At 71.5% G+C, this 26,878-nt stretch carries 19 protein-coding genes, 2 pseudogenes and 1 riboswitch; of the genes and pseudogenes, 12 read left to right on the top strand and 9 right to left on the bottom strand.

What is annotated here, in order from left to right:
* Positions 1-6: 6 nt before the first annotated feature.
* The gene (locus Pma05_RS21065; RefSeq protein ID WP_203859157.1) at positions 7-759 is read right to left on the bottom strand and encodes a helix-turn-helix domain-containing protein; all 753 of its coding nucleotides are present in this window, start codon (positions 757-759) and stop codon (positions 7-9) included.
* 348 nt (positions 760-1,107) lie between these two features.
* Between Pma05_RS21065 and Pma05_RS21060 the strand changes: the two genes are divergently transcribed.
* The 6 genes from Pma05_RS21060 (at position 1,108) to Pma05_RS21035 (ending at position 7,976) form a co-directional block, all read left to right on the top strand.
* Positions 1,108-1,404, top strand: a complete 297-nt coding sequence (locus Pma05_RS21060) for a hypothetical protein (RefSeq protein ID WP_203859156.1) — start codon at positions 1,108-1,110, stop codon at positions 1,402-1,404.
* A 425-nt stretch (positions 1,405-1,829) separates the two neighbouring features.
* The gene (locus Pma05_RS21055) at positions 1,830-2,906 is read left to right on the top strand and encodes an ABC transporter ATP-binding protein (protein ID WP_203859155.1); all 1,077 of its coding nucleotides are present in this window, start codon (positions 1,830-1,832) and stop codon (positions 2,904-2,906) included.
* The gene (locus Pma05_RS21050) at positions 2,903-3,943 is read left to right on the top strand and encodes an ABC transporter ATP-binding protein (protein WP_275414724.1); all 1,041 of its coding nucleotides are present in this window, start codon (positions 2,903-2,905) and stop codon (positions 3,941-3,943) included. Before Pma05_RS21055 ends, Pma05_RS21050 begins: the two co-directional genes overlap by 4 nt.
* Entirely contained in the window at positions 3,940-5,004 is a 1,065-nt protein-coding gene (locus Pma05_RS21045) for an ABC transporter permease (RefSeq protein ID WP_239312769.1), read from the top strand. The genes Pma05_RS21050 and Pma05_RS21045 overlap by 4 nt, the downstream gene beginning before the upstream one ends.
* 9 nt (positions 5,005-5,013) lie before the next feature.
* The gene (locus tag Pma05_RS21040; RefSeq protein WP_203859154.1) at positions 5,014-6,012 is read left to right on the top strand and encodes an ABC transporter permease; all 999 of its coding nucleotides are present in this window, start codon (positions 5,014-5,016) and stop codon (positions 6,010-6,012) included.
* A gap of 203 nt (positions 6,013-6,215) precedes the next feature.
* The gene (locus Pma05_RS21035) at positions 6,216-7,976 is read left to right on the top strand and encodes an ABC transporter substrate-binding protein (protein ID WP_203859153.1); all 1,761 of its coding nucleotides are present in this window, start codon (positions 6,216-6,218) and stop codon (positions 7,974-7,976) included.
* A 95-nt stretch (positions 7,977-8,071) separates the two neighbouring features.
* On the opposite strand, the gene Pma05_RS21030 is transcribed toward Pma05_RS21035, so the two are convergent.
* The 7 genes and pseudogenes from Pma05_RS21030 to Pma05_RS44040 all read right to left on the bottom strand — a co-directional run.
* Positions 8,072-8,518 carry a type II toxin-antitoxin system PemK/MazF family toxin gene (locus Pma05_RS21030; RefSeq protein ID WP_372441521.1) on the bottom strand — a complete coding sequence of 149 codons (447 nt, stop codon included), beginning with the start codon at positions 8,516-8,518 and terminating at the stop codon, positions 8,072-8,074.
* A 100-nt stretch (positions 8,519-8,618) separates the two neighbouring features.
* Positions 8,619-9,218 carry a hypothetical protein gene (locus Pma05_RS21025; protein ID WP_203859151.1) on the bottom strand — a complete coding sequence of 200 codons (600 nt, stop codon included), beginning with the start codon at positions 9,216-9,218 and terminating at the stop codon, positions 8,619-8,621.
* Between the two features lie 271 nt (positions 9,219-9,489).
* Positions 9,490-13,137, bottom strand: a complete 3,648-nt coding sequence (metH, locus tag Pma05_RS21020) for a methionine synthase (protein WP_203859150.1) — start codon at positions 13,135-13,137, stop codon at positions 9,490-9,492.
* Between the two features lie 15 nt (positions 13,138-13,152).
* Positions 13,153-13,233, bottom strand: a riboswitch (S-adenosyl-L-homocysteine riboswitch).
* Positions 13,234-13,444: 211 nt separating this feature from the next.
* Positions 13,445-14,737 (bottom strand): RNA polymerase sigma factor, encoded by a 1,293-nt coding sequence (locus Pma05_RS21015; protein ID WP_203859149.1) that lies wholly within the window; start codon positions 14,735-14,737, stop codon positions 13,445-13,447.
* A gap of 34 nt (positions 14,738-14,771) precedes the next feature.
* The gene (locus Pma05_RS21010; RefSeq protein ID WP_239312793.1) at positions 14,772-15,176 is read right to left on the bottom strand and encodes a YciI family protein; all 405 of its coding nucleotides are present in this window, start codon (positions 15,174-15,176) and stop codon (positions 14,772-14,774) included.
* Between the two features lie 156 nt (positions 15,177-15,332).
* A pseudogene (locus Pma05_RS21005) lies at positions 15,333-17,252 on the bottom strand (S9 family peptidase); the annotation flags it as partial.
* A 123-nt stretch (positions 17,253-17,375) separates the two neighbouring features.
* Positions 17,376-17,597 (bottom strand): annotated as a pseudogene (locus Pma05_RS44040) (peptidase S9); the annotation flags it as partial.
* A gap of 167 nt (positions 17,598-17,764) precedes the next feature.
* Between Pma05_RS44040 and mshB the strand changes: the two are divergent.
* From mshB to Pma05_RS20990, 3 genes are all read left to right on the top strand, one after another.
* Positions 17,765-18,763, top strand: coding sequence for an N-acetyl-1-D-myo-inositol-2-amino-2-deoxy-alpha-D-glucopyranoside deacetylase (gene mshB, locus Pma05_RS21000; RefSeq protein ID WP_203859230.1), 999 nt, complete (start codon positions 17,765-17,767; stop codon positions 18,761-18,763).
* Positions 18,764-18,780: 17 nt separating this feature from the next.
* The gene (locus Pma05_RS20995; RefSeq protein ID WP_372441519.1) at positions 18,781-19,239 is read left to right on the top strand and encodes a hypothetical protein; all 459 of its coding nucleotides are present in this window, start codon (positions 18,781-18,783) and stop codon (positions 19,237-19,239) included.
* Between the two features lie 173 nt (positions 19,240-19,412).
* Positions 19,413-19,877, top strand: a complete 465-nt coding sequence (locus Pma05_RS20990) for a hypothetical protein (RefSeq protein ID WP_203859146.1) — start codon at positions 19,413-19,415, stop codon at positions 19,875-19,877.
* A gap of 4 nt (positions 19,878-19,881) precedes the next feature.
* Here the strand turns inward: Pma05_RS20990 and Pma05_RS20985 are convergent, their stop codons facing one another.
* Positions 19,882-20,949 (bottom strand): GNAT family N-acetyltransferase, encoded by a 1,068-nt coding sequence (locus Pma05_RS20985; protein WP_203859145.1) that lies wholly within the window; start codon positions 20,947-20,949, stop codon positions 19,882-19,884.
* Between the two features lie 79 nt (positions 20,950-21,028).
* Here Pma05_RS20985 and fdxA point away from each other — a divergent pair, with 79 nt between their 5' ends.
* The 3 genes from fdxA to Pma05_RS20970 all read left to right on the top strand — a co-directional run bounded on the left by fdxA (position 21,029) and on the right by Pma05_RS20970 (position 26,741).
* Positions 21,029-21,352 carry a ferredoxin gene (gene fdxA, locus Pma05_RS20980; RefSeq protein WP_203859144.1) on the top strand — a complete coding sequence of 108 codons (324 nt, stop codon included), beginning with the start codon at positions 21,029-21,031 and terminating at the stop codon, positions 21,350-21,352.
* Positions 21,353-21,414: 62 nt separating this feature from the next.
* Positions 21,415-22,491 carry a succinyldiaminopimelate transaminase gene (dapC, locus tag Pma05_RS20975; protein WP_203859228.1) on the top strand — a complete coding sequence of 359 codons (1,077 nt, stop codon included), beginning with the start codon at positions 21,415-21,417 and terminating at the stop codon, positions 22,489-22,491.
* A 359-nt stretch (positions 22,492-22,850) separates the two neighbouring features.
* Positions 22,851-26,741: a ThuA domain-containing protein gene (locus Pma05_RS20970; RefSeq protein ID WP_203859227.1), complete on the top strand. Its 3,891-nt coding sequence runs from the start codon at positions 22,851-22,853 to the stop codon at positions 26,739-26,741.
* Positions 26,742-26,878 lie beyond the last annotated feature (137 nt).

The following is a 26,878-nucleotide window of genomic DNA, read 5'->3' as shown; positions in this document are numbered from 1 at the left end:
CTGTCCTCAATCCGGTACCCGATTGTAGCGGTCCATCGTGACCTTGTTCGTCGAGGCATCTCGGAAAACTAGTTCCCAGGGGCCGGTGTTGATGTCCATGTCCTTGCCAAACCCGATCCACTTGCCGGCCATTCGCCGACCGGTCGGCTCGACCAGCATCTGGATCGCCCCGTGATACCGGCCGCCACGGTAGTAGCCGCTCGGGTCGGTCTGCTCGATCCAGGTACCCGTGACGACGCTGCCGTCGATCGTCATGTCGATGGTGAGCGAACCCTCCGCGGTGTTCGGCAGGCTGCGTACCGTCAACCGGTCGCCGTGCTGCAACACGACCACGTAATGCTGGCCGACGAACGCCCCGTCCCGTCCGCTGGAGAAGTACTCGTATCGGCTCAGCCAGATGCCCGAGTAGTTGCGATGCGGACTGCCCTGTGATGCCGGTGCGCCGGCGGGAACCACCGTACTGCCGGCCGGCGGTTCGAGATCGTGTCCGCCCCGACCGTCTGGCGTCACGCTGGTGTACGGGGTGGCCGCGAAGCCCAGGGACTCGACGGGCAACCCGGTGACCACCTCCAGGGCGCGAGCGTAGACGGGCCGGGGGGCAGCGATCGAGCCCGATTCCCAGCGCTGTACGAGTCGCTTGTTGGCGTCGTTGGGCTGGCCGGCTCGACGGCCGGCGTCCTGGAGAGCGCGGGCGAAGTCGTCCTGACTCATCCGCATGCCCAGTCGGACGGCTCGGAGGGCGCTGTTCGGCGCGGTCATAGGTTCACCGTAACGCCAATGTCGCCGGAATGTCGCCCCAAATGCCGTCGGTTCGCCGCCGTTGCTGTCGTCGCGCCTGGTGACGCATCAGATACATCCTGTGCCTACGACTGCGCTGGGCGTCCTGCTCCCTGCGAGGTCTGGATGCGCGCCGACCGAGCGGCAACGAGGTCCTCCGAGTGCATCCGCTATCTGCCGCCGGCTCGGGCTGGCGTTCGGGCCGGCGGCTCCAGATGAAGGAGGAACGATGCTGACACGAACCCGAGGATGGATATGGCTGCGGCAGCGCAGGGTGCGTGACTACCGGTGGGATGGTCGTCGGTGGGTGAGGGTGCCGGGGCCGAAGCGATGACGACGAAGCCACCACACATTTACCCGCCCGAGATACCCGAACTGGCGGCCGGGACTCTGCTCCGGCTCCGGTCAGGGGACTGGCACCACATCCACGACCTACCCTGCAACGCGTACTGCGACATGACGGTGGCGAAGGTGCATGCCGGCGTGACGCGGGAGGACGGTGGCCATCTCTGGGTCTGGGTCACCGGCCATGACCATCCGACCTGCTCATGGTCGTCGGTGGAGCCGCACGCACCATGCATCGAACTGATGGTGCGCCTCGACGTGCTACGCCGACATGCGCGGTGACCGCCCGTCGCCGGCCGACGTCCTGGGTGTCGCACGGCGCGTCGTCGGGCCACACCAGAACGCCACATGTCGCCGCTGCACCCCGGAGGGCTGCCCGGCGGACGAGTGGGCGGCGGTGACGCTGTCGAGGATGCGGTGGCGGCGGCGCCGCGAGGGCCAAAGACCCTTGACGACGTACGCCGGATCGCGGACCGGATCCGGAGCGACATTGACAGGGTGGGCGGGGTCGACAGGGGTGGACGGGAGCTATTTGAATAGGGCGATGCGTCGGTCCGCTGGCCGGGGGAGACCGACGAGATCGGCACCTGTAGCTTATTTTCACTCTCTGGACTCTGCTGTAGGTTACCTTCACGCTCCCCGGGGTTGGCGCGGATCCGCCGGCCGGGCGGCGGGACCGGTGACGGAGCAGGAAGGGGAGGGCCCGGGTGGGAACGCCGGCATCTTCAGCGTCGTCCGCGACCCCGACGGTCGACCCATATCTGCGGGTGCGAGATCTGCGGGTGCGGTTCCGTACCGAGGACGGGGTGGTGCGGGCGGTCGACGGGCTCTCGTTCGGGGTCGAGCGGGGTCGCACCCTGGGCATCGTCGGCGAGTCGGGCTCGGGCAAGAGCGTCACCAGCCTCGCCGTGCTCGGCCTGCACGACCCGAGGCGTACGGAGATCAGTGGCGAGATCCGGGTCGGTGGGCGGGACATCGTCGGGCTGCCCGATGCCGAGTGCCGCAAACTGCGTGGCCGGGACATGGCGATGGTCTTCCAGGATCCGCTCTCCGCACTGCATCCCTACTACTCCGTGGGGCGGCAGATCGCCGAGGCGTACCGGGTGCACCATCCGGAGGCGGGCCGGCGGGCGGCGTGGCGGCGCGCGATCGAGATGCTGGGGCGGGTCGGGATCCCGCAGCCCGAGCGCCGGGTCGACGACTACCCGCACGAGTTCTCCGGCGGGATGCGGCAGCGGGTGATGATCGCGATGGCGCTGGTCAACGACCCCGATCTGCTGGTCGCCGACGAGCCGACCACCGCGCTGGACGTCACTGTGCAGGCGCAGATCCTCGACCTGCTGGCCGACCTGCAAGCCGAGTTCAACTCGGCGATCGTGCTGATCACCCACGACCTCGGGGTGGTCAGCCAGGTCGCCGACGACGTACTCGTGATGTACGCCGGCCGGGCCGTCGAGCACGGCAGCGTCGAGCAGGTGCTGCGCCGGCCGCAGCATCCGTACACCTGGGGGTTGCTCTCCAGCGTGCCGTCGTTGCACGGTGACGCGGACGCGGACCTGGTGCCGATCCGGGGCAACCCGCCGAGCCTGATCCACCTGCCGCCCGGCTGCGCCTTCCACCCCCGCTGCCGGTACGCCGACCGGACCGGCGGTCGCTCCTCGACCGAGGTCCCCGAGTTGTTGCCGGTGGCCGAGGCCGGTCACCGGGTCGCCTGCCACCTGCCCGAGGCCGACCGGCAGCGCTACTACGCCGACGAGATCGCCCAGGTGGGGGTGGCACTGTGAGCGCGCGGACAGAGGTGGCACCGGAGCAGCCGGTCGAGTCCGGGGGCGGCGAGCCGCTGCTGACCGTGACCGGGCTGACCAAGCACTTTCCGGTGCGGGCCGGGCTGCGCCGTCGTGGGCTGGTACGGGCGGTCGACGGGCTGGACTTCGAGGTGCGGGCGGGGGAGACCCTGGGACTGGTCGGCGAGTCCGGTTGCGGCAAGACCACCACCGGTCGGCTGCTGGTCCGGCTGCTGGAGCCGACCGCCGGCAAGATCGTCTTCGAGGGGCGGGACATCACGCACGCCTCCCGGGGCGACCTCCGGCCGCTCCGCCAGGACCTCCAGATCATTTTCCAGGACCCGTACGCCTCGCTGAACCCCCGGCACACCGTCGGGCGGATCGTCGCGATGCCGTTGCAGGTCAACGGGATCGTCCCGCCCGGCGGGGTGAAGCAGCGGGTACGCGAGCTGCTGGAACTCGTCGGGTTGAACCCCGAGCACTACAACCGCTATCCACACGAGTTCTCGGGCGGCCAGCGGCAGCGGATCGGGATCGCCCGTGCGCTCGCCCTGCGGCCGAAACTTATCGTGGCCGACGAGCCGGTCTCCGCGCTGGACGTGTCGATCCAGGCGCAGGTGGTCAACCTGCTCCGCGACCTGCAGCGGGAGCTGGGTCTGGCCTTCGTCTTCATCGCGCACGACCTCGCCGTGGTGCGGCACTTCTGCCAGCGGATCGCGGTGATGTACCTCGGGAAGATCGTGGAGACCGGGGATCGGGTGGAGATCTACCAGCGGCCACGGCATCCGTACACCCGGGCGCTGCTCTCGGCCGTACCGGACGTGACGAAGTTGGGGCCGGCGGGGCGAATCCGGCTGACCGGGGACGTACCGACGCCGCTGGACCCGCCGTCCGGCTGCCGGTTCCGGACGCGCTGCTGGAAGGCCCAGGAGATCTGCGCGACCGAGGAGCCGGCGTTGACCGGGTACCCGGGTGGGAGCGGCGGCGGGACCGGCGCGGTGGCCTGCCACTTCCCCGAGGAGGGCGAGCTGCGATGAGTGAGCAGCAGATGGCGGCCCAGGCCGGGGCGGTCGCGGCGGCCGGCGTCGACCCGGTGTCGCCGGGGCCGGCGGACACACCGGACGGCGGCACGCCACCCGACGGGAGCGCGACCAAGGCGGCCGGGGCGGGCGAGATCGTCGGGTGGTCGCCGGGGCAGCTCGCCTGGCGGCGGTTGCGCCGGGACAGGGTGGCGCTGCTCAGCGGCGGGGTACTGGTCTTCTTCGTCCTGCTGGCCGCCGCCGCGCCACTGGTGGCCCGGCTCTACGGCAAGGGCCCGGAGGACCGGTTCCCGGAACGGTTGGACCGCAACGGTTTCCCGCTCGGCTACGCCGGGGTCTCCGGCGAGCACTGGTTCGGCATCCAGCCCGGGATCGGGCGGGACATCTTCATCCAGGTGGTCTACGGGCTGCGTACCTCGCTGATGATCGCCTTCACCGCCGCCGTACTGACGATCGCGCTCGGCGTGGTGGTCGGCATCGTCGCCGGGTACGTCGGCGGCTGGGTCGACGCCGTGGTCACCTGGGTCATCGACCTGGCGCTGGCCTTCCCGTTCTACATCTTCTGCTTCGCGTTCGTGCCGCTCGCGGTCAACCAGTTCTACGGGCCGCGCGACGAGGTGGCGTCCTGGTTCAGACCGGCGCTACTAGTGCTGATCTTCGTACTCTTCAACTGGACCATCTCCGCCCGGCTGGTCCGGGGACAGGTGCTCTCGCTGCGCGAGCGCGAGTTCGTGGAGGCGGCCCGCGCCTCCGGGGCGGGGCTGGGGCACATCCTGTTCCGGCAGCTCCTGCCGAACCTCTGGGCGCCGATCCTGGTGACCTTCTCGCTGAACGTACCGGCCCTGATCACGGCCGAGGCGGCGCTGTCGTTCCTCGGCATCGGGGTGCTGGAGCCGACTCCCGACCTGGGCCGGCTGATCAACGACAGTGTGCGCTTCATCCGGGACGTACCGAGTTTCACCATCGTGGGCGGGACCACGCTGTTCCTGCTGGTGCTGGCGTTCAACCTCTTCGGCGACTCGCTGCGCGACGCGCTCGACCCGAAGTCGAGCAGGTAGGAGGCGTCCGTGCTGCGATTCGTGGTCAAGAAGGTACTGCTGGCGCTGAGTACCCTGCTCGCGGTCAGCGTGATCACCTTCGGGATGTTCTTCGCGGTGCCGAACAATCCGGCCGAGCTGATGTGCGGGGACAGCAAGAACGTGTGCAGCCCGGAGCGCATCGAGATGATCGAGCGCCGGATGGGGCTGGACAAGCCCATTCCGGCGCAGTACGGCGACTTCATGCGGGGCGTCTTCGTCGGCCGTACCATCGGGGCCGGCGAGACGGCCCGGGACTGCCCGGCGCCCTGCCTGGGTTTCTCGTTCCGCAACGACGAGCCGGTGACCGGGATCGTCGGGCGCACCCTGCCGGTGACCCTGAGCATCGTCTTCGGCGCGGCGGTGGTCTGGCTGGTACTGGGCGTCTCGATCGGGATGGTCTCGGCGCTGCGCCGGGGGACCGCCTTCGACAAGCTCGCGGTCGGTACCTCGCTGGTCGGCGCCTCCATGCCGATCCTGCTCTTCGGGCCGCTGCTGCTGATCGGACTGGTCTACGAGACCGGCGTGCTGAGCTATCCGCGCTACACCCCGCTGACCGAGAATCCGCTGGCCTGGGCCTCCGCGATGCTGCTGCCCTGGTTCGCGCTCGGCTTCCTCAACTCGGCGACCTATGCCCGGCTCTCCCGGGCGCAGATGCTGGAGACCCTCTCCGAGGACTTCGTCCGGACCGCGCGGGCCAAGGGACTGGCCAAAATCACCGTGTACGGCCGGCACGCGCTGCGCGCCGCGATCACCCCGATCATCACCATCGCCGGGCTGGACCTCGGCGCCTACCTCGGCGGCACGGTCATCACCGAGACGGTCTTCGGGTTCACCGGGCTCGGCCGGACGGCGTTGAACGCGGCGCTCAACCTGGACATGCCGATCGTGATGGCGACGGTGCTGCTCGCCGCCGTCTTCGTGATCGCCGCCAACGTCCTGGTCGACGTGCTGTACGCGGTGGTCGACCCCCGGGTCCGGCTCGGATGACCGCCCGGTGCCGACCCGTCGGCGTCCACGAGGCGGCGAGGTGACGGGTGCGGAAACGTTGTCCCATCGTTACTGCTATGAAACTTACCTTCACGCCCGCCTGGGTGAATATTTCTTTCAAGAGATCAGCGCGTCAACAAGATCAACGCGTCAACAGGCCGACGCCGATTTGACCTGCGGGAACGAGACCAGGAGGAATTCCTATGCGACCCAGGCTCGCGGTGGCCGCGTCGAGCGCCGCGCTCGTGCTCGCGGCCAGTGCGCTGGCCGCCTGCTCGGAGAACACCGGAGAGAACGGTGACTCCGACAACGGCGGCGGCAAGCAGTTCACCAGCTCGATCGCGACCGACCCGAAGGACTCCCAGGGGCCGGCGGCCGAGGTACCCGGGGCGAAGCCCGGCGGCACGCTGAAGCTGATCCAGGAAGACGACTTCGAGCACCTGGACCCGCAGCGGACGTACACCTTCTTCGGGATGTCGATCCAGCAGATGTTCGTCCGGACGCTGACCGTCTTCAAGGAGGACGGCAACGGCAACGTGCTGCTGGTCGGCGACCTCGCCACCGACCCCGGCAAGGACGTGAACAAGGACTGCAAGACCTGGGAGTACACCCTCAAGGAGGGGGTGAAGTTCGAGGACGGTACGCCGATCAAGGCGGCCGACGTGGCGTACGGGATCGCCCGCTCCTTCGAGGAGACCATCGACGGCGGCCCGACGTACATCCAGGAGTGGCTGGCCGACAACTCGACCTACAACGCGAGCTACAAGGGGCCGTACACCTCGGGCACCGACACCGTCCCCGGGTTGACCGTGAAGGACGACCGGACCCTGGTCTTCAACTTCGCCAAGCCGCACTGCGACCTGCCGTTCGCGCTGTCGCTGCCGACCTCGGTGCCGGTGCCGAAGGCCCAGGACACCCGGGCCGAGTACGACCGCCGGGTCGTCGCCTCCGGGCCATACAAGATCAAGGAGTACGTCAAGGACACCCGGTTCGTGTTGGAGCGCAACCCGAACTGGGACCCGAAGACCGACCCGCTGCGGCACGCCTACCCGGACGGCATCGAGGTCGAGATCGGCCCCAACGACACCGCCGCGACCGAGCGGGCGCTCGCCGGGCAGGGCGCCGACCAGTCCGCCGTGGCCTGGGACGAGGTCCCGCAGGCGCTGGTCAACCAGGTGCTCGGCGACTCCTCGCTCGGTGAGCGGGCGCTGCGCAAGACCGCCCCGTCGGTCTGGTACCTGAGCATCAACAACGAGCGGATCAAGGACGTGAAGGTGCGCCAGGCCATCGCGTACGCGATCGACAAGCAGGGCATCCTCGCCACCCAGGGCGGCGACGCCTCCGGGAAGGTGACCCACACGCTGCTGGCCGACACCACCATCGGCCGGGCCGACTACCCGAACCCGTACGACGGTGGGCCGACCGGCAACCCGGAGAAGGCCAAGGAACTACTCGGCGGGCAGAAGCCGAAGCTGGTCTTCATGTCCCGGAACAGCGCCTTCGGCCAGCAGACCGCGCCGATCGTCGAGCAGAGCCTGGAGAAGGCGGGCTTCGACGTCACCGTGCAGTACGTCGACCAGCCGGCACACAACCCGACCGCCCGGACCCGGGGCAACCCGTACGACATCTACCTGTCGAACTGGGCGGCGGACTGGCCGAGCGCGGTGTCGACCATCCCGGTGCTCTGGGACGGCCGCAAGCTCGGGCCGCAGGGCAACTCCAACGTGTCGTACTTCAACGCCGACGACGTGAACGCCGAGATCGACCGGGTGAGCAACCTGCCGGCCGGCGAGGCGGGTCCGGAGTGGGCCAAGCTCGACCAGACGATCATGGAGAAGTACGTCCCGGTCGTGCCGATCTACCAGGACAACGCCTTCGTGGTGACCGGTGCCAAGGTCGGCGGACTGATCATCTCCGAGCAGTTCGGCATCCCGGTCTTCTACAACAGCCACATCAAGCAGTAGCCGGGTCCGTGCGGGGCCCTCTCCGGTCGGTTCGTACCGGAGGGGGCCCGGCGCGTCTCAGCCCGTCGGCGCCGCCGGTGATTCCGTCGACCGCGTCAGCGCCAGCCGTATCCGGCGCGGAGCGCCCGGCCGACCCGGTCGAAGCGGGCCCGGTCCAACACCGCGCCCTCCCGCCGGATGCCGTCCTCGCGCATCGTGAGGACCCGGTCGAGCCGGACCCAGCTCGGGCGGTTGTCCCGATCCCACTCGCCGGGGCCGAGGGCGAGCCAGTGCCGTTGACCGTCCCGGTCGCTCTTGCTGGAGAGCATCAGCCCGAAGAGGGTCCGGCTGGCCCGCCCGACCACCAGCACCGGGCGGTCCTTGCCCTGGCGCGGATCGTCCTCGTAGGACACCCAGGTCCAGACGATCTCGCCCGGGTCGGCCTGCCCGTCCAGCTCGGGGGCGTAGAGCAGCTCCCGACGCTGCAACGCGGAGACCTGGCGTCGCCGTGCGGGCTGGGCGGGAATGGGACCAGCGGTGCGAGCCGGGGTACGCCGAGCCATCCGGCTGACCGTCGCGGTCACGCCCTTCCAGAGATTCGCCACGGCGGAACCCTACCCGTCGTCGGTGCGCTCCGCCGACCGGTGCGGCGGCGGTGCCCGGTCAGCCGATCCGCAGCACCAGGGCGCGGAGCCAGACCGGCCACCGTGGACTGTCGTACACCCGTTCCGGGACGAGGTAGCGCTCGTGGTCCACCCGGCGTATCACCTCGTCGCGTACCGGGAGCAGCACGATCTCGATCCGGAACGGGCGTACCGAGCGGCCCAGCGACTCTTCGACCTGACGTACCACGTCGGTGGTCGACGTACCCGGGCCGGGCCGGGCGAACGAGTCGCGTTGCCGGGCGGTGTGCCAGTCTCGTGCCGCCGGCCAGCGTTCGGCGACCAGCCGGCGCAGCGCCGGCCACGGTGCCAGGCCGAGCGGATCCGGGGTGTCGTCGGCGGGCTCCAGGTCGGCGCGCGGTGCCGGGCGCTGTCCCGCCGGGTCGACCAGCGAGAGCCACCAGCCGAGCCACTCCGCGCCCGGCACGAAGCCGAGCGGCCTGGTCGGCGCCGGAGGCTCGTCGACGTCCAGCGGGCCGGGCACCAACCGGTGCGCCGGCACCTCGATGCGCTCGCTCGCCCGGATCCACAACGCGCAGTCGACCAGGTGGTCCCACCTGCGGATGCCGATCCGCCAGGAGAGCGGGCCTCGCAGTTCCACCGGCGTCTCCTCCCCTAGGGCGTGTCCTGCCGATCATTGGCGGCCTGCGGCGGGCCCAGACGACGACCGGCGGCGTTGGAGATTCGGCCGGATACAACCTCGGTATCCGGCCGAATCTCCGCCTTGCCGGATCGCCGCCTGGACTCCGCCTCGGCTCGCCATGATCGACAGGACGCGCCCTAGGCCGCCACTGACCAGGGTAGTGACCCGAACGGGGGATAGGCGGAGACAAATGGGTGGGCGGCCGGTCGGCCAATAGGTGGGTACCCGATTACTGTCCGGGGTCGTAGCCCAGGTTGGGGCGGAGCCAGCGCTCGACCTCGGTGACCGGCAGGCCCCGCCGGGCCGCGTAGTCCTCGACCTGGTCCCGGCCGAGCCGGCCGACGGTGAAGTACCGCGACGACGGGTGCGCGAAGAGCAGGCCGCTGACGCTGGCCGCCGGGGTCATCGCGTACGACTCGGTCAGGCCCATCCCGAGCGCCTCGGCGCCGAGCAGGTCGAACAGCTCCCGCTTGAGGCTGTGGTCGGGGCTGGCCGGGTAGCCGAGGGCGGGGCGGATCCCCCGGAACCGTTCGGCGTGCAGGTCCTCGATTGCCGGGTCGGCGTCCGGCTCGTACCAGTCCCGCCGGGCCCGCAGGTGCAGGTGTTCGGCGAACGCCTCGGCGAGCCGGTCGGCCAGTGCCTTGACCATGATCGCCCGGTAGTCGTCGTGTCCTGCCTCGAAGCCGGCGGCGAGTTGCTCGGCACCGTGGATCGTCACCGCGAAGCCGCCGAGGTGGTCACCGGCCGGGGCGAGGTAGTCGGCGAGGCAGCGGTTCGGCCGGCCGGCCGGCTTGGTGGTCTGCTGGCGCAGCATCGGGAAGCGCGTACCGGTCTCGCCGGTCAGCACGATGTCGTCGCCGTCGGCGTGCGCCGGCCAGAAGCCGTACGACCCGACGGCGGTCAGCGTTCCGTCCGCGATGATCTGGTCGAGCAGCGTGTTGGCGTCGTCGTAGAGTTCCCGGGCCACCGGCTGGTCGAGGATCGCCGGGAACTTCCCCTTCAACTCCCAGGCGAGGAAGAGGAACTGCCAGTCGATCATCTCGCGCAGCGCGGTCAGCTCGGGCCGGACGACGCGTACGCCGGTGAAGGCCGGCACCGGCAGCTGGGCGTGGTCGACCTCTTCCCGGTTGTCCCGGCACTTGGCGAGGGTGAGCAGCGGTACCCTCTCCCGCCCCTCGTGCTGCTCGCGCAGCCGCTGCTGCTCGGCCCGGTTGCGGACGTCCAGTTCGGCGGCCCGCTCCGGGTGCAGCAGGTCGGAGACGACCCCGACCACCCGGGACGCGTCGAGCACGTGCACGGTGCTGCCGTCGTATGCCGGGGCGATCCGGACCGCCGTGTGCTGCCGGGAGGTGGTGGCCCCGCCGATCAGCAGCGGCAGGTTCAGGCCCCGCCGCCGCATCTCGGTGGCGACCGAGACCATCTCGTCCAGGGACGGGGTGATCAGCCCGGAGAGCCCGATCGCGTCGGCGCCCTCGGCGACCGCGGTGTCCAGGATCTTCGCCGCCGGCACCATCACGCCGAGGTCGACGACGTCGTAGTTGTTGCAGCCGAGTACCACGCCGACGATGTTCTTGCCGATGTCGTGTACGTCGCCCTTGACCGTCGCCAGCACCACCTTGCCCTGGCCACGCTTGGCGTCGAGCCGGCCCTCCGCCCGGGCCTGCTCCTTCTCCGCCTCCATGTACGGCTCCAGGTAGGCGACCGAGCGCTTCATCACCCGGGCGCTCTTGACCACCTGGGGCAGGAACATCTTGCCGGAGCCGAAGAGGTCGCCGACCACCTTCATGCCGTCCATCAGCGGCCCCTCGATCACGTCGAGCGGGCGGTCGGCCTGCTTGCGGGCCTCCTCGGTGTCGGCCTCGATGAAGTCGACGATGCCGTGCACGAGCGCGTAGGAGAGGCGTTCCTCGACCGGCGTCTCCCGCCAGCCGAGGTCGACGGTGCGCCGGGTGCCGGAGCCGGAGACCGTGGAGGCGAAGCTGACCAGCCGGTCGGTGGCGTCCGGCCGCCGGTCGAAGAGTACGTCCTCGACGAGTTCCAGCAGGTCGGCCGGGATGTCCTGATAGACGGCGAGCTGACCGGCGTTGACGATGCCCATGTCCAGCCCGGCCCGTACGGCGTGCAGCAGGAAGGCCGAGTGCATCGCCTCGCGTACGACGTCGTTGCCCCGGAACGAGAACGACAGGTTGGAGATGCCGCCGCTGGTCCGGGCCCCCGGGCAGCGCTCCTTGATCAGCGGGAGCGCGTCGATGAACGCCTTGGCGTACCCGTTGTGCTCGGCGATCCCGGTCGCCACCGCCAGGACGTTCGGGTCGAAGACGATGTCCTCGGGCGCGAACCCGGCCCGCTGGGTGAGCAGGTCGTACGCCCGGGCACAGATCGACACCTTGCGTTCGGTGGTGTCCGCCTGGCCGAGTTCGTCGAAGGCCATCACCACGACCCCGGCACCGTAGTCCCGGATCCGCCGAGCCTGGGCCAGGAACGCCTCCTCGCCCTCCTTCAGGCTGATCGAGTTGACGATCCCCTTGCCCTGCACGCACTTCAGCCCGGCCTCCAGCACGCTCCACCGCGAGCTGTCGATCATGATCGGGATGCGGGCGACCTCGGGCTCGGTCGCGATCAGGTTGAGGAAGGTGGTCATCGCCCGCTCGCTGTCGAGCAGGTCGGCGTCCATGTTCACGTCGAGGATGTTGGCGCCGCCGCGTACCTGCTCCAGCGCCACGTCGACGGCGGCCTGGTAGTCGTCGGCCTCGACCAGCCGGCGGAACCGGGCCGAGCCGGTGACGTTGGTCCGCTCGCCGATCATCACGAAGCCGGTGTCGGCGCCGATGGCGAACGGCTCCAGGCCGCTGAACCGGGTGGCGCTCGGCACCGCCGGCACCGGCCGGGGCGGCTGGCCGGCGACCGCCTCGGCGATCCGCGCGATGTGCTCCGGGCCGGTGCCGCAGCAGCCGCCGACGATGTTGACCATGCCGGCGTCGGCGAACTCGCGGAGCAGCCGGCCGGTCTCCTCGGGCTGCTGGTCGTAGCCGCCGAACGCGTTCGGCAGCCCGGCGTTGGGGTGGCAGGCGACGTAGCTGCCGGCCAGCCGGGCCAGGTCGGCGACGTGCGGGCGCATCTCGGCGGCGCCGAGCGAGCAGTTCACCCCGACGGCCAGCGGCTCGGCGTGCGCGACCGAACTCCAGAACGCCTCGACGGTCTGCCCGGAGAGGGTCCGGCCGCTCAGGTCGACGATGGTCACCGAGATCCACAGCGGCAGGTCCGGCGCGACCTCCCGGGCGGCGGCGATCGCGGCCTTCGCGTTCAGCGTGTCGAAGATCGTCTCGATCAGCAGCACGTCGACGCCGCCCTCGGCCAGTGCCCGGATCTGCTCCGCGTAGGAGTCCCGGACCGTGTCGAAGGAGACCGTCCGGAAGGCCGGGTCGTCCACCCGGGGCGAGAGCGAGAGCGTCACGTTCAGCGGCCCGACCGAGCCGGCGACGAACTTGCCGCCCGCCTCGTCGGCGGCCTGCCGGGCGAGCTGGGCGCCGCGCAGGTTCATCTCCGGGACCAGCGCCTGGAGGCCGTAGTCGGCCTGGGCGATGCTCGTCGCGGTGAAGGTGTTCGTCGAGGTGATGTCCGCGCCGGCCGCCAGATAGCGCCGGTGTACGTCGAGGATCACGTCCGGCCGGGTCAGGTTGAGCAGGTCCGGGTCGCCGGTCACGTCGTGTGAGTGGTCGGCCAGCAGGTCGCCCCGGTAGTCGGCGGGGGTGAGCCCGGCACCCTGGAGCATGGTGCCCCAGGCGCCGTCCAGCACCACGATCCGCTCGGCGAGCAGCTCCCGCAGTGCTCGGGTACGGGCCGCCCGCGTCTCGGTGCCGCTCGAAGCCGTAACCATGGCCACCTCCGTCGTCGAACGGAGGCGCCCTTGGAAGATCGAATCCTCGGTCGAGCGTGGCGGGCGTCTCCGCCCGTTGCAGCGCCTCTCGACCGGGCACCGAGACTACCGGAAAGGACCCGACAAGGCCGAAATCTTCGCGCACTGTGGGACGGGATCCGGGTGGGGCGCACTACTTCCGGGAAGTGGTGGCCTCAGCGACTCGTGCGGGCCACTGAACCTTTTTCAACCTGAACCGCGCGGCGCAAGCGCCCCGACTTCCGCCTGCGGCCCCGACGGACCGCAAGGGGAGGTTGAAAAAGATTCACTACGTCCCGGAAACAGCACGATCTTCGCCTTCGGGGGGAGTGCCGGGGCGGGGGGCGTCGGTGAGGTGGGCGGCGCGGGTGTTCAGGTAGCGCTGTTGGGCCAGGCCGGTGGCGCGGCGGGCCGCGGTCTCGTACGCCTCTCGGGCCGCCGGGTGGTTTCCGGCCAGCTCCAGCAGGTGGGCCCGGACGGCGTACATCCGGTGGTCGTCGGCGATCCGGTTGTCGGCGGCGAGTCGGTCCAGCAGGTCGAGCCCGGCGCGCGGGCCGGAGGCCATCGCCACCGCCACCGCGTGGTTGAGCGCCACCACCGGATTGGCGGCGATCCGCAGCAGCACCTCGTAGAGCGCGACGATCTGCGGCCAGTCGGTCGCCTCGGCACTGGGCGCCTCGTCGTGCAGGGCCGCGATCGCCGCCTGCACCTGGTAGGACCCGGTCGGCCCGTTCGGCAGCGCCGCGCTGACCAGGGCCACCCCCTCGGCGATCTGCCCGGCGTCCCACCGGCTCCGGTCCTGCTCGGCCATCGGGACCAGCGCGCCGTCCGGGCCGGTACGCGCCGGCCGGCGGGCGTCGGTGAGCAGCATCAGCGCCAGCAGCCCGGTCACCTCCGCGTCGTCCGGCAGCAGCCGGTGCAGCATCCGGGCCAGCCGGATCGCCTCGGTGGAGAGTTCGGCGCGGTAGAGGGTCGGGCCGGAGGTGCTGACGTACCCCTCGTTGAAGATCAGGTAGAGCACGTGCAGTACCGCGTCGACCCGCTCGGCGCGCTCGGCGGCCGGCGGCATCCCGAACGGGATGCCGCTGTCCCTGATCCGCTGCTTGGCCCGGGTGATCCGCCGGGTCATGGTCGACTCCGGCACCAGGAACGCCCGGGCGATCTCCGTGGTGCCCAGGCCGCCGACCGCACGCAGGGTCAGCGCGATCTGCGAGGCCGGCGGGAGCGCGGGATGGCAGCAGAGGAAGAGGAGTACCAGCGTGTCGTCGGAGTCCGACGGCATCCGGTCGGCGGCCGGCGCCAGCCACTGCTCCGGGAGGGCCCAGCGGGCGACGGTGTCCTCCCGGCGCTGCCGGGCCTGCTCGCTGCGGAGCAGGTCGGTGAGCCGGCGCGACGCGACGGTGATCAGCCAGGCCCGGGGGTTCTCCGGTACGCCCTCGCCCGGCCACTGGGTGGCGGCGGCGAGCAGGGCCTCCTGCGCCGCGTCCTCGGCCGTGTCGAAGTGTCCGTACCGGCGGACCAGCGCGCCGAGGACCTGCGGCGCCAGTTGACGCAGCAGGTCCTCGACGTGGTTTCCCGACACGCTGGGGACGTTTCCCGACACGCTGGCGACGGACCTACAGGTCCTCGATGCCCTCGGCGATCGGCCGGATGTCGACGTACCACTCCTGGGTCGCGTTCTCCGGGTGCGGCGTCTTCGCCAGCTTCGCCGCGATCTCGGTCGCCCGGTCGAAGCTGGCGCACTCCACGATCGTGTAGCCGGCCAGTACCTCCTGGGTCTCCGGGTATGGTCCGTCGGTCACCACCGGCACCCCGTCGCGCAGCGAGATCCGCCGGGTGTGCACGGGTGCGGTCAGCCCTCGGGCGTCGACGAACTCGCCCGACTCCACCAGGTCGTTGTTCCAGGTGACCATGAACTCGTGCAGCGCCGCCGTGTCCTCCGGCGCCCAGGCCGGCGAGCCCTCGCTGCCCTTGCCCGCCATCGCGTCGTAGTCGCGCTGGGACCCGCCCATCATGATCATGTATTTCACGGTCACTCCTCTCCCGTCGGCACCACCCGCGGTGCCGGTTCAGCAGAGACGTCGGAGCCGGCCGGCGGTTCCGGACACCCGTCCCGCACCGGGTTCCGGCGGGATCTCAGGGTACTCGCGGGCAGGTCAGCGATGGTGCCGGAGGAATCAGAGATGTTGCCGGAGGAAGTCGAGTTCGATGGCGAGCAGCCGCTCGGCGGTGCCACCGGCAGCCATGTGGGTGGCACCGGTAAGGGGGATCACCGAGTGCGGGCGGCCGGTGGCGAGCAGTGCGGCGGAGAGCCGCAGGGTGTGCGCGGCCACCACGTTGTCGTCGGCCAACCCGTGCACCAGCAGGATCGGCCGGACCTCGTCGGAGCCGCGTACCGGTTCGGCGGCGAGCTCCAGCAGCGAGTGGTGGGCGTACACCTCGGGACTGTCGGTCGGCATCCCGAGATAGCGCTCGGTGTACGCGGTGTCGTACAGCGTCCAGTCGGTGACCGGGGCGCCGGCGATGGCACACCGGAACAGGTCGGGCCGGCGCAGTACGGCGAGCGCGGCCAGCCAGCCCCCGAACGACCAGCCCCGGATCGCCACCCGACCCAGGTCGAGGTCGGGGTGCTTGCCGGCGAGCGCGGTCAGCGCGTCCGCCTGGTCGGCCAGGATCACGTCGGCCAGCCGCCGGTGCACCACCTTCTCGAACGACGGCGCCACGCCGGGGGTACCCCGGTTGTCGATGGTGACCACGGCGTAGCCGGCGTCGGCCCACCACTGCCGCTCCAGCCACGCCGACCGGGCGGCCACCACCTCCTGGTGGCCCGGGCCGCCGTACACGTCGAGCAGCACCGGCAGCCGGCGGCCGGCGACGTGGTTGCCGGGATAGACCACCGCGGCCGGCAGCCGGCGGTCGGTGACCCGTTCCAGTGCGGGCCGGGGTGCGTACGGCGGGGTCGCGGCGAGCGAGCGCAGCGGGCCCACCTCCCGGTCGCCGTGCCAGACCGTCCAGGTGCTGCCGGCCTGGTCGAGCGAGCGGGACTGCACCACGAGTACGTCGCCGCCGACCGTCCCGCTGTGCCAGCCCGGGTCGCCGGTCAGCCGCCGGGCGTCGATCCCGCCGGCCCCGATCGCGGTACGCACCCGGAACAGGTGCTGCTGGCTCGGCTCGCCGTCGCTCCCCTCGACCAGCAGGTCGGGGCTGCCGTTGCGGTTCGGCAGCCAGCCGACCACCCGGCGCACGTAGAGCGACGGCGGGGTGAGCAGGGTGCCGTCGGCGAAGAGGCAGCGGGCGTCGTACCCGTCGTGCGCGAGTTCGCCGCCGACCAGTACCCGCCCGTCGGGCAGGTGCCGGGGGGTGCCGGCGACCGGATCGACCCAGCGCGGATCGGCGAGTTCGGCGTGCACCTGCGTCTCGCCGGTACGCGGGTCCACCGCCAGCACCAGCCCGTGCTGCTGCAACCGGCGCAGTACGGTGATCAGCGGCCCGGTCTCGGCCCACTCCACCGAGACCAGGTAGGGGTAGGTCTCCCGGTCCCAGTGCACGTCGACCCAGCCACCGTCGAGATCGAGCAGGTGCAGGCTCACCTCGGCGTTCGGCCCACCCGAGCGCGGGTACGCCACCGAGCGCGGCGGGCTGGCCGGGTCACCGGGGTCGTGCAGGTGCCAGCGGGGCAGCCGGGACTCGTCGACCCGGGCGGCCAGGATCGACCGCCCGTCCGGCGCCCACCAGTAGCCCCGGAACCGGTCGAACTCCTCGGCCGCGACGAACTCGGCCAGCCCCCAGGTGACTCCGGCGTCCTCGCCGGCCAGCAGGGTGTCGGTGCCGTCGGAGTCGACCACCCGTAACTGCCCGACCCGGCCACCGTCGCAGGCGGCGTCGGTGACGTACGCCAGCCGTTGGCCGGTCGGGTCCGGGCGGGGGTCGACCACCGGGCCGGAGACGGCGACCTCGACCACGTCCCCGTGCACCAGGTCGGCCCGGAACAGCCGGCCGTCGAGGGTGAAGACCGCGATCCGGGCGGCCGGGTCGGTGGCGTACGAGGCGATGCCGGAGGCGCTCAGCCGGAGCCGTTCGCGCAGCGCCCGCTCGGTCGAGTGGGGCGCGCCGGCCTGCTTGGTGTCGACGGTCGGCTCGGCACCGGGGACGCCGGTCGAACGGGCACCGGCGGCGGCCACCGCCAGCTCGACGGGGTCGGCGACCGGACCGGCGGCGGTCGGGTCGGTGTCGGCCGCCGGGTCGGCGAGCAGGTCGGCGGGGTCGGCGACCAGCCGTTCGGTGCCGTCGGCGACGTCCAGCAGCCAGAGCGCGTCGACCGGGTCGGTGGGGCCGCCGGAGCGGAGGAAGAGCACCCGCGAGCCGTCGCCGGCCACCGTCACGGCCCGCGGCGCGCCGCGGCTGAACCGGCGGGTACGGGCGGCCAACTCCGGGTAGTCCACATCGTGATCGTAGAGCCGAGGGGTCGACGATGTGGTGGAGCCGGCCATCGCCGCCCGGTCGGGTACCGGTAGTGGAATGCTTACTCTGCGGAGGTGTCGACTAACTCCCTGGGTAGGGTGAACCGGCCTGGCCGCGTAGAGTTGCCCGGGTGACGAACCCGACCGAGGTGGCCGTCCCGGCTGATCCGCCCGAGCCGTTCGGTCCCGCCGATCCGGCCCGGCCGGCCCGGCGGCTGCTGCTGGTGCACGCGCATCCCGACGACGAGGCGATCGGCACCGGCGCCACGATGGCGTACTACGCGGCGGCCGGCGCCGGGGTCACCCTGGTCACCTGCACCCTCGGCGAGGAGGGCGAGATCCACGTACCGGCGCTGGCCGGGCTGGCCGCCGCCGAGGCCGACCAGCTCGGCGGATACCGGATAGCCGAGCTGGTCGCCGCGTGTGCCGCGCTCGGCGTACGGGACCACCGGTTCCTCGGCGGCGCCGGGCGGTACCGCGACTCGGGCATGATGGGGCTGGCCACCAACGACCACCCGAGGGCCTTCTGGCAGGCCGATCTCGACGAGGCGGCCGGTCACCTGGTCGAGATCATCCGCGAGGTACGCCCGCAGGTGCTGGTCACGTACGACCCGAACGGCTTCTACGGGCACCCCGACCACATCCAGGCGCACCGGGTGGCGATGCGGGCGGCCGAACTCGCCACCGCCGAGGGTTTCGGCCCCGACAAGATCTACTGGACGGCGATGCCGAGGAGCGTGCTGGAGGCCGGCCTGGTCGCCTTCGCCGAGGCCGGGGACAACCCGTTCGCCGGCACCGAGCAGGCCGACGACCTCCCGTTCGGCACTCCGGACGAGCAGATCGCGGCCCGGGTCGACGGCACCGACCAGCACGCCGCGAAGGAGGCGGCGATGCGGGCGCACGCCACGCAGATCCCCGACGACTCGTGGCTCTATTCGATCGCCGGCAACTTCGGCGGCGAGTTCATGGGCGTGGAGTACTACACCCTGGCCGTCGGCTCCCGGGGCCCGGGCTCCGGCCCGTACGGCTGGGAAGACGACCTCTTCGCCGGCCTGCCGGTGGCGGACGGCAGCCCGACCGCGCCGACCCCGGCAGCGGTGGTCCCGACGCCCCCGACCGGTACGCCGGCGGAGGCGGGCGTGCGGTGAGCCTGCCGAGCCCGTCCGTGTCCACGACGCCGGAGTTGGAGCCCGTCCCGCCGCCGCCCACCGAGCCGTCGGCGGCGGACCGGGCGGTCGACCTGGCGCTGCGGGTGGTCGGTGGCGTGGTCGCGGTGGTGGCCGCGGCGGTCACCGTCGTGCTGGAGCTGATCCTGTCGATGCTCCGGGTCGGTGGCGCGCTGATCGGGGTCTCGGTGCTGGTCACCGTGCTGGCGAACGTGGCGCTGGGCTGGTTCGCGCCCCGGGTGGTGGGCCGCCGCTGGGCGCTCGCGCTGCCCGCCGTCGTCTGGTTCGCCCTGATGGTGGTCGCGGCCGGTGGTACCTCCGAGGGCGACGTGCTGATCGCCGCCGACAACTGGGTCGGGCTGGTGATGATCTTCGCGGGCTCGGTGACCTTCGCGATCATGGGCTTCCGCATGCTCATGAATCCGCCCGGCCCGGAGTCCCGGCAGCTCGGGCTCTGATCCCCGGCCGGCCAGTGCTCCGGTCCCCAGCGCCGGCCCGTGCTCGTGCCCCGCGCCGGCCCGTGCTCGGCTCCGGCTCGCTCGCACCATGGATCCACTCAGCCACGGGTGGTAGAACTCTGTGGCAAGACGCCCCCGGACGGGTGGGGGCCCGAGGCCAAGAGGGACGTGCGATGAAGGAGCGTTGGCTGCCGGTCGGAGTACTCGCGGGCGGACTGTTCGGGATCAACGTGGTGGCGCGACTGGTGGCCCGGTTCGGCTTCGGTGACAACACCGAGATGCAGGATCGGATCTCGCTGGGCATGTTCGCCGCGATCGGGGTGGTCCTGGCGGTCCTGGCGTTCCTCCGGGGGCAGCGCCGTCCGCTGCCCGACTGGGGCGGGGAGATGGCGCTCGCCGTACTGGTCGCGATGGTGCTGACCATCTTCGTCGGGCCGTTCGTCAGCGGCAGCCAGCCGTTCGCCTCCGGGGCCGGGGCGTTCTTCTCGCAGATCTGGCTCTACGCCGGCTTCACCCTCGGCGGCGTACTCGTCGGCTATCTGCTGCTCACCGCGTTCGGCCGGGACTACCGCTCGCAGTCGCTCAAGCGGTACGCCGAGGCGAAGCAGTCCAAGCCTCGCCGGGTGGTCCGCCGCTGACCGGTCAGTCCGGCGCGACCCGGGTCTGATAGGTGTGGTGCGTGGTGAAGCCGAGCCGGCGATAGAGCGAGACGGCGGCCTCGTTGCGCTCCTCGACCTGGAGGAACGCCCGGGTCGCGCCGAGCCCGGCCGCCCACTGGGCCAGCGCCCGGATCAGGTGCTGGGCCAGCCCTCGCCGCCGGGCCGACGGGACCACCTCGATCAGGCTCAACCCGAGCCAGCGGTCCCGGCCGGTGACCGTGCCCCGGGCCACCGCGATCAACTCCGGCTCCTCGCCCGCTGACGGCGCGCCGTGTAGGTGGGCGAAGCGGATCTGCCGCACGGCGGTGAGGATGTGCCGGGCGGCGGCAGGCAGCTCGGCCGGCGTACCGGGGTCCGGGGAGTCCTCGGCGCCGCCGGGCGGCCCGGTGACGGCCGTGTCGCGCCGGGCGTACTGCCGAGTCTGTTTCGCCTTGCGCTGGGCGGCCAGGGCGAACCACTCCGGCGAGGGCGTCTCGGCCAGCTCCGGCGCCGGCAGGTCCGGCCGGGCGGGGACGGCGTCCAGGATCGCCGCCAGCGGTGCGGTCTGCACGAGTACCAGTGGCCGGGCCGACCAGCCGCGGTCGTCCAGTGCCGCCCCGACCGGCGCGGCCAGCGGGAGCGGTACGTTGACCATGGCCGGTCGGCCGCGTTCGGCGTACCAGCGGACAACCGCGTCGATCGCCGCGTCGAGCGGACGATCCGGGTCACCCACCGGCAGCGCGGTGTTCGCCCGCCCCGACCAGCCGTCGGCGGTACGCAACAGCCAGTCGCCGAGCCGGTCGCGTACCGGAGCCGGCCAGGCCTCGTCCGCGGCGAGTTCGAGTTCGACCACCGCCGCCGCGTTCGGGCGCCGGGCTGGCGGTACCCGCTTGGCCCGGTGCACCTCGCCGAGCGGTACCCGGAGCGGCCCGGTCGCGGTGGCGATCGTGAGATGGGTCTCGCTCAGGTCGACCAGCTCGCCGAGGGCGTCGCTGAACAGGGCACGTCCGCTCTGATTTCCGACAATCCGGCGTACGACGATCCGGTGTCCCACATCGCGGCGTCCGAGCACGATCGACCCCCTCCCCGGCGACATACTAGGCTCTTACCGTCGCGGTCGATCGCGGCGTGGCTTGCGGAGGAGAAGATCGGTGACCTACATCATCGCCGAGCCGTGCGTGGATGTGCTCGACAAAGCGTGCATCGAGGAGTGCCCGGTCGACTGCATCTACGAGGGCAACCGGATGCTCTACATCCACCCCGACGAGTGTGTCGACTGCGGGGCGTGCGAGCCGGTCTGTCCGGTGGAGGCGATCTTCTACGAGGACGACGTACCGGAGCAGTGGAAGGACTACACCACAGCCAACTACGAGTTCTTCGAGGATCTCGGTTCGCCGGGTGGGGCCTCCAAGAGCGGCAAGATCGACAAGGACACTCCGTTCATCGCGGCCCAGCCGCCCCGGGGTGAGCACTGAGCGGCACGACACCGGCTGCCGGTCGGACGCCTGACCGGGCCTCCTCCGGCCGTACCGGCAACCTGCCCGACTTCCCCTGGGATCTGCTGGAGCCGGCGAAGGTGCTGGCCGGGCGGCACCCGGACGGGATCGTCGACCTCTCCATCGGTACCCCGGTCGACCCGGTGCCCGCGTCGATCCGGGCCGCGCTGGCGGCGGCCTCGGACGCGCCCGGCTATCCGCTGACCGCCGGCTCGCCGGCGTTGCGTGCCGCGCTCGCCGACTGGGTGGCCCGGTTCTGCGGCGCCGACCCGGCGGCCGTCGGCGTGCTGCCGACCATCGGCTCGAAGGAGCTGGTCGGCTGGCTGCCCACGCTGCTCGGGCTCGGCCCCGGCGACGTGGTGGTGATCCCGCAGGTCTGCTACCCGACGTACGAGGTCGGGGCCCGGCTGGCCGGCGCGGAGGTGGTCCGGGCCGACTCCCTGACCGCGCTCGGCCCCGACCCCCGGGTACGCCTGCTCTGGGTCAACTCGCCGTCCAACCCGACCGGCCGGGTACTGCCGCCGGAACATCTCCGCAAGGTGGTGGACTGGGCCCGCGAGCGCGGCGTCGTGGTGGCCAGCGACGAGTGCTATCTCTCGCTGGGCTGGGAGGAGACGCCGACCTCGATCCTCGATCCGGCGGTCTGCGGCGGCGACCACACCAACCTGCTGGCCGTGCACTCGCTCTCCAAGCGCTCCAACCTGGCCGGCTACCGGGCCGGCTTCGTCGCCGGTGACCCGAGCCTGGTCGGCAGCCTGCTGACGGTACGCAAGCACGCCGGGATGATCGTGCCGGCTCCGGTGCAGGCGGCGATGGTCGCGGCGCTCGGCGACGAGGCACACGTGGTCGAGCAGCGCACCCGGTACGCCGCCCGCCGCGAGGTGCTGCGCGACGCGCTGGTCAAGGCCGGTTTCGAGATCAGCTACTCCACCGCCGGGCTCTATCTCTGGGCCAGTCGGGGTGAGGACTGCTGGGCCACGGTGGACTGGCTCGCCCAGCGGGGCATCCTGGCCGCGCCCGGCGAGTTCTACGGCCCGACCGGCAACCGGCACGTCCGGGTCGCGCTCACCGCGACCGACGAGCGGGTCGCCGCCGCCGCGGACCGCCTGCTCTCCTGACCGCCCTTCTCTCCTGACCGACGGGGCCCCCGAATCGACGGGCCCCTACGAATCGACGGGACTCCCCGGACCGACGGGGCTCTCCTGACCGACGGCTCTCCTGACCGACAGGGCTCTCCGGATCGAAGGGGCTCTTCGGGTCGGCTGCTCCCGGCGCCCGCCGGAGAGCGCTCTCGGAAATTTGGTCGGCACCGCTTGACGGCACGGCAACACGCTCGTAACGATGTATGCACATCTTTCGCGCTCCGGCGGTCGCCGGTGGCGCGAGCCAGAGGGCGTGACACGGCGGACCGCCCGGTCGACGAAGGGACCGGTCCGTGCGTAGGACAACACGAACCTGGCTCGGCGCTGCGCTGAGCATGCTTCTCGTCATCGTCGGGGTGGCGGTGACACCACCGGTGGCGAGTGCCGCCGCACCCGCCTTCACCGTGCTGGTCTTCTCCAAGACCGCCGGCTTCCGGCACGGCTCGATCGGCCCCGGCATCGCGGCCGTCCAGCAACTCGGCGCGGCCAACAACTTCGCCGTCGAGGCGACCGAGGACGCCGGGGCGTTCACCGACGCCAACCTGGCCCGGTTCGACGCGGTGGTCTGGCTCTCCACCACCGGGGACGTACTCGACACCGCGCAGCAGGGCGCCTTCCAACGGTTCATCCAGGCCGGCGGGGGGTACGTCGGGGTGCACGCCGCCTCCGACACCGAGTACGACTGGCCGTGGTACGGCGGCCTGGTGGGGGCGTACTTCGCCTCGCATCCGGCACCGCAGCCGGCCACGATCAAGGTCGCCGACCGGGTGCACCCGTCGACCGCTGCGCTGCCGCTGCGCTGGAACCGCACCGACGAGTGGTACAACTTCCGGGCCAACCCGCGCGGCAAGGTGCACGTGCTGGCCACCCTGGACGAGACGACGTACTCCGGCGGGGGCAACGGGCACGACCACCCGATCGCCTGGTGCCACAACTACGACGGCGGGCGGTCCTGGTATACCGGCGGCGGGCACACCGACGAGTCGTTCGCCGAGCCGCTCTTCCGGACCCACCTGCTCGGCGGCCTGCGCAGCGCGGCCGGGGTCGACCCCGGCGTCTGCGGCGGCACCGTCGACAGCAGCTTCCAGCAGGTGACCCTGGCCAAGGGAGTGGCCGAGGTCGGCGAGCCGATGAGCCTGACCGTGCTGCCGGACCGGGGCGTACTGCACACGGCCAGGGACGGCACGATCCGGCACACCGACGCGGTCGGCAACACCAAGGTCGCCGGCCGGCTCGCCGTCTACACCTCCGACGAGGAGGGGTTGCAGGGCATCAAGGCCGACCCGAACTTCGCCACCAACCGCTGGGTGTACGTCTTCTACGCGCCACCGCTGAACACCCCGGGCGGCGGCGCCCCGGCCACCGGTACGCCGGCCGACTTCGCCCCGTGGAACGGCGTGAACCGGCTCGCCCGGTTCACCGTACGGGCCGACAACACCCTGGACCTGGCGAGCGAGACGCTGGTGCTGGACGTGCCGACGAGTCGCGGGATGTGCTGCCATGTCGGCGGGGACATCGACTTCGACGCCGCCGGTAACCTCTATCTCTCCACCGGCGACGACACCAACCCGTTCGACTCGGCCGGGTTCAGCCCGATCGACGAGCGGCCCGGCCGCAACCCGGCGTTCGACGCCCAGCGGACCTCGGCGAACAGCAACGACCTGCGCGGCAAGGTACTGCGGATCAAGCCGAGCGCGGCCGGCGGCTACACCGTGCCGGCCGGCAACATGTTCGCGCCCGGCACCGCGAACACCCGGCCGGAGATCTACGCGATGGGGTTCCGCAACCCGTTCCGGATGAGCGTGGACAGGGCCACCGGCGCGGTCTACCTCGGCGACTACGGCCCGGACTCCGGCACCGCCGACCCGAACCGGGGACCGGCCGGGCAGGTGGAGTTCGCCCGGATCACCGCGCCCGGCTTCTACGGCTGGCCGTACTGCACCGGGAACAACGACGCGTACAACGAGTTCACCTTCCCGTCCGGGCCGTCGGGGCCGAAGTACAACTGCGCGGGCGGGCCGGTCAACGACTCGCCGAACAACACCGGGATCCGCAACCTGCCGGCGGCGGTGCCGGCCTGGCTGCCGTACACCGGGTCGCAGCCGGTGGAGTTCGAGGGCGGCGGGCTGTCGCCGATGGCCGGGCCGGTCTACCGGTACGACCCCAACTCGACCTCCGAGGTGGCCTTCCCGGAGTACTACGACGGTACGTTCTTCGCCGGTGAGTTCGGCCGGCGCTGGATCAAGAACATCGTGCTGGACGAGACGGGGAAGCCGTTCAAGATCAATCCGTTCCCGTGGTCCGGTACCCAGGTGATGGATCTGGAGTTCGGCCCGGACGGCGCGCTCTACGTCCTCGACTACGGCACCGGCTTCTTCAACGGCGACGAGCACTCGGCCGTCTACCGGATCGAGTACGCCCGCAGCGGCCGGGCCCCGAAGCCGGTGGTCGCGGCGACCCCGACCTCCGGGGTGGCGCCGCTGACCGTCAGCTTCTCCTCGGCCGGCACCCTCGACCCGGACGGCGACCCGATCAGCTACGCCTGGGACTTCGACGGCAACGGCAGCACCGACTCCACCGCACCGAACCCCACCTTCACCTACACCACGAACGGCACCCGGAGCGCGACGCTGACCGTGCGGGACTCGACCGGCAAGACGGCCACCGGCAGCGTGGTGATCACGGTCGGCAACACCGCTCCGACGGTCCGGCTGGAGTTGCCGGCCAACGGCCAGACCTTCACCTTCGGCGACACGGTGCCGTTCCGGGTGGTGGTCACCGACCCGCAGGACGGCACGATCGACTGCGCCCGGGTCAAGGTCAACTATCTGCTCGGGCACGACGCGCACGGACACCTGCTGGCCAGCGCGCAGGGCTGCACCGGCACACTCCGGACCCTCGCCGATGGCGAGCACGACACCGCCGCGAACATCTTCGGGGTGGTGGACGCCGAATACACCGACAACGGCGGGGGCGGGCAGGCGCCGCTGACCACGCACGCGCAGAGCATCCTGCAACCGCGGGTACGCCAGGCCGAGCACTACTCGTCGGCGAACGGCGTACAGACGAGTGCTCCGGGGCAGGCGCACGGCGGCCGGGCGGTCGGATATATCGACAACGGGGACTGGATCGCGTTCACCCCGTACGACCTGACCGGGGTGCGGTCGTTCTCGGCCCGGGTCGGTGCCAACGTCGGCGGGCACACCCTGGAGTTCCGGATCGACTCGCCGACCGGCCAGTTGATCGGCTCGGCGACGGTACCGGCCACCGGCGGCTACGGCGAGTTCCGCGACGTCACCGGCGGCATCACCGCACCGGCCGGCACCCACGAGCTGTATCTGGTGTTCCGGGGCACCGGTGGCGGGCTCTACGACATCGACGAGTTCACCCTGCTCGGCGAGGGCGGCGGGCCGGGGCCGGACCCCGAGCCGACCGGCAACCTGGCACTGAACCGGCCGGCCACCGCGTCCAGCGTGCAGGGTGCCGACCTGCCCGCCTCGGCGGCGGTGGACGGCAACCCGGCCACCCGTTGGTCGTCGGCGTTCGCCGACCCGCAGTGGATCACCGTCGACCTCGGCGCGTCGTACCAGCTCACTCGGGTACGGCTGAACTGGGAGGCGGCGTACGGCAGCGCGTACCAGATCCAGACCTCGGCGGACGGCACCGCCTGGAGCACGGTGAAGTCGGTGACCGGCGGTGACGGCGGGATCGACGACCACCCCGGGCTGACCGGCACCGGCCGGTACGTCCGGATCAACGGCACCGCCCGGGGGACCGGCTTCGGCTACTCGCTCTGGGAGTTCGAGGTCTACGGCACCCCGGCCGGCCCGAGCGGCGGTGGCAACCTGCTGCTGAACCGGCCGGCGACAGCGTCCAGCATGGAGGGTGCCGACGTGCCCGCCTCGGCGGCGGTGGACGGCAACCCGGGCACCCGCTGGTCCTCGCTGTTCGCCGATCCACAGTGGATTCGGGTCGACCTCGGCTCGACCCAGCCGATCGGCCGGGTCAAGCTGGTCTGGGAGGCGGCGTACGGCAGCGCGTACCAGATCCAGACCTCGGCCGACGGCACCGCCTGGACCACGGTGCGGTCGGTGACCGGCGGCGACGGCGGCACCGACGAGCACACCGGACTCGGCGCCACCGGCCGCTACCTGCGGATCAACGGCACCGCCCGGGGCACCGGCTACGGCTACTCGCTCTGGGAACTGGAGGCGTATCCGAGCTGACGGGTCGACCGTCTTACTGGTAGCTGCTGAAGGGGTTCCGGCGGGTGGCCGGATTGCCTGGCCACATCGAGACCCTCCCGGGTCGGTGGGAAGGTCCGGCACGGTGCTGCCGGCCGGAACCCTTCGGCAAGCATTCG

The organism is Plantactinospora mayteni, assembly GCF_016862935.1.
Taxonomy (GTDB): domain Bacteria; phylum Actinomycetota; class Actinomycetes; order Mycobacteriales; family Micromonosporaceae; genus Plantactinospora; species Plantactinospora mayteni.
The sequence above is the reverse complement of the archived record's forward strand: the minus strand, read 5'-3'. Positions and strand labels throughout refer to the sequence as shown.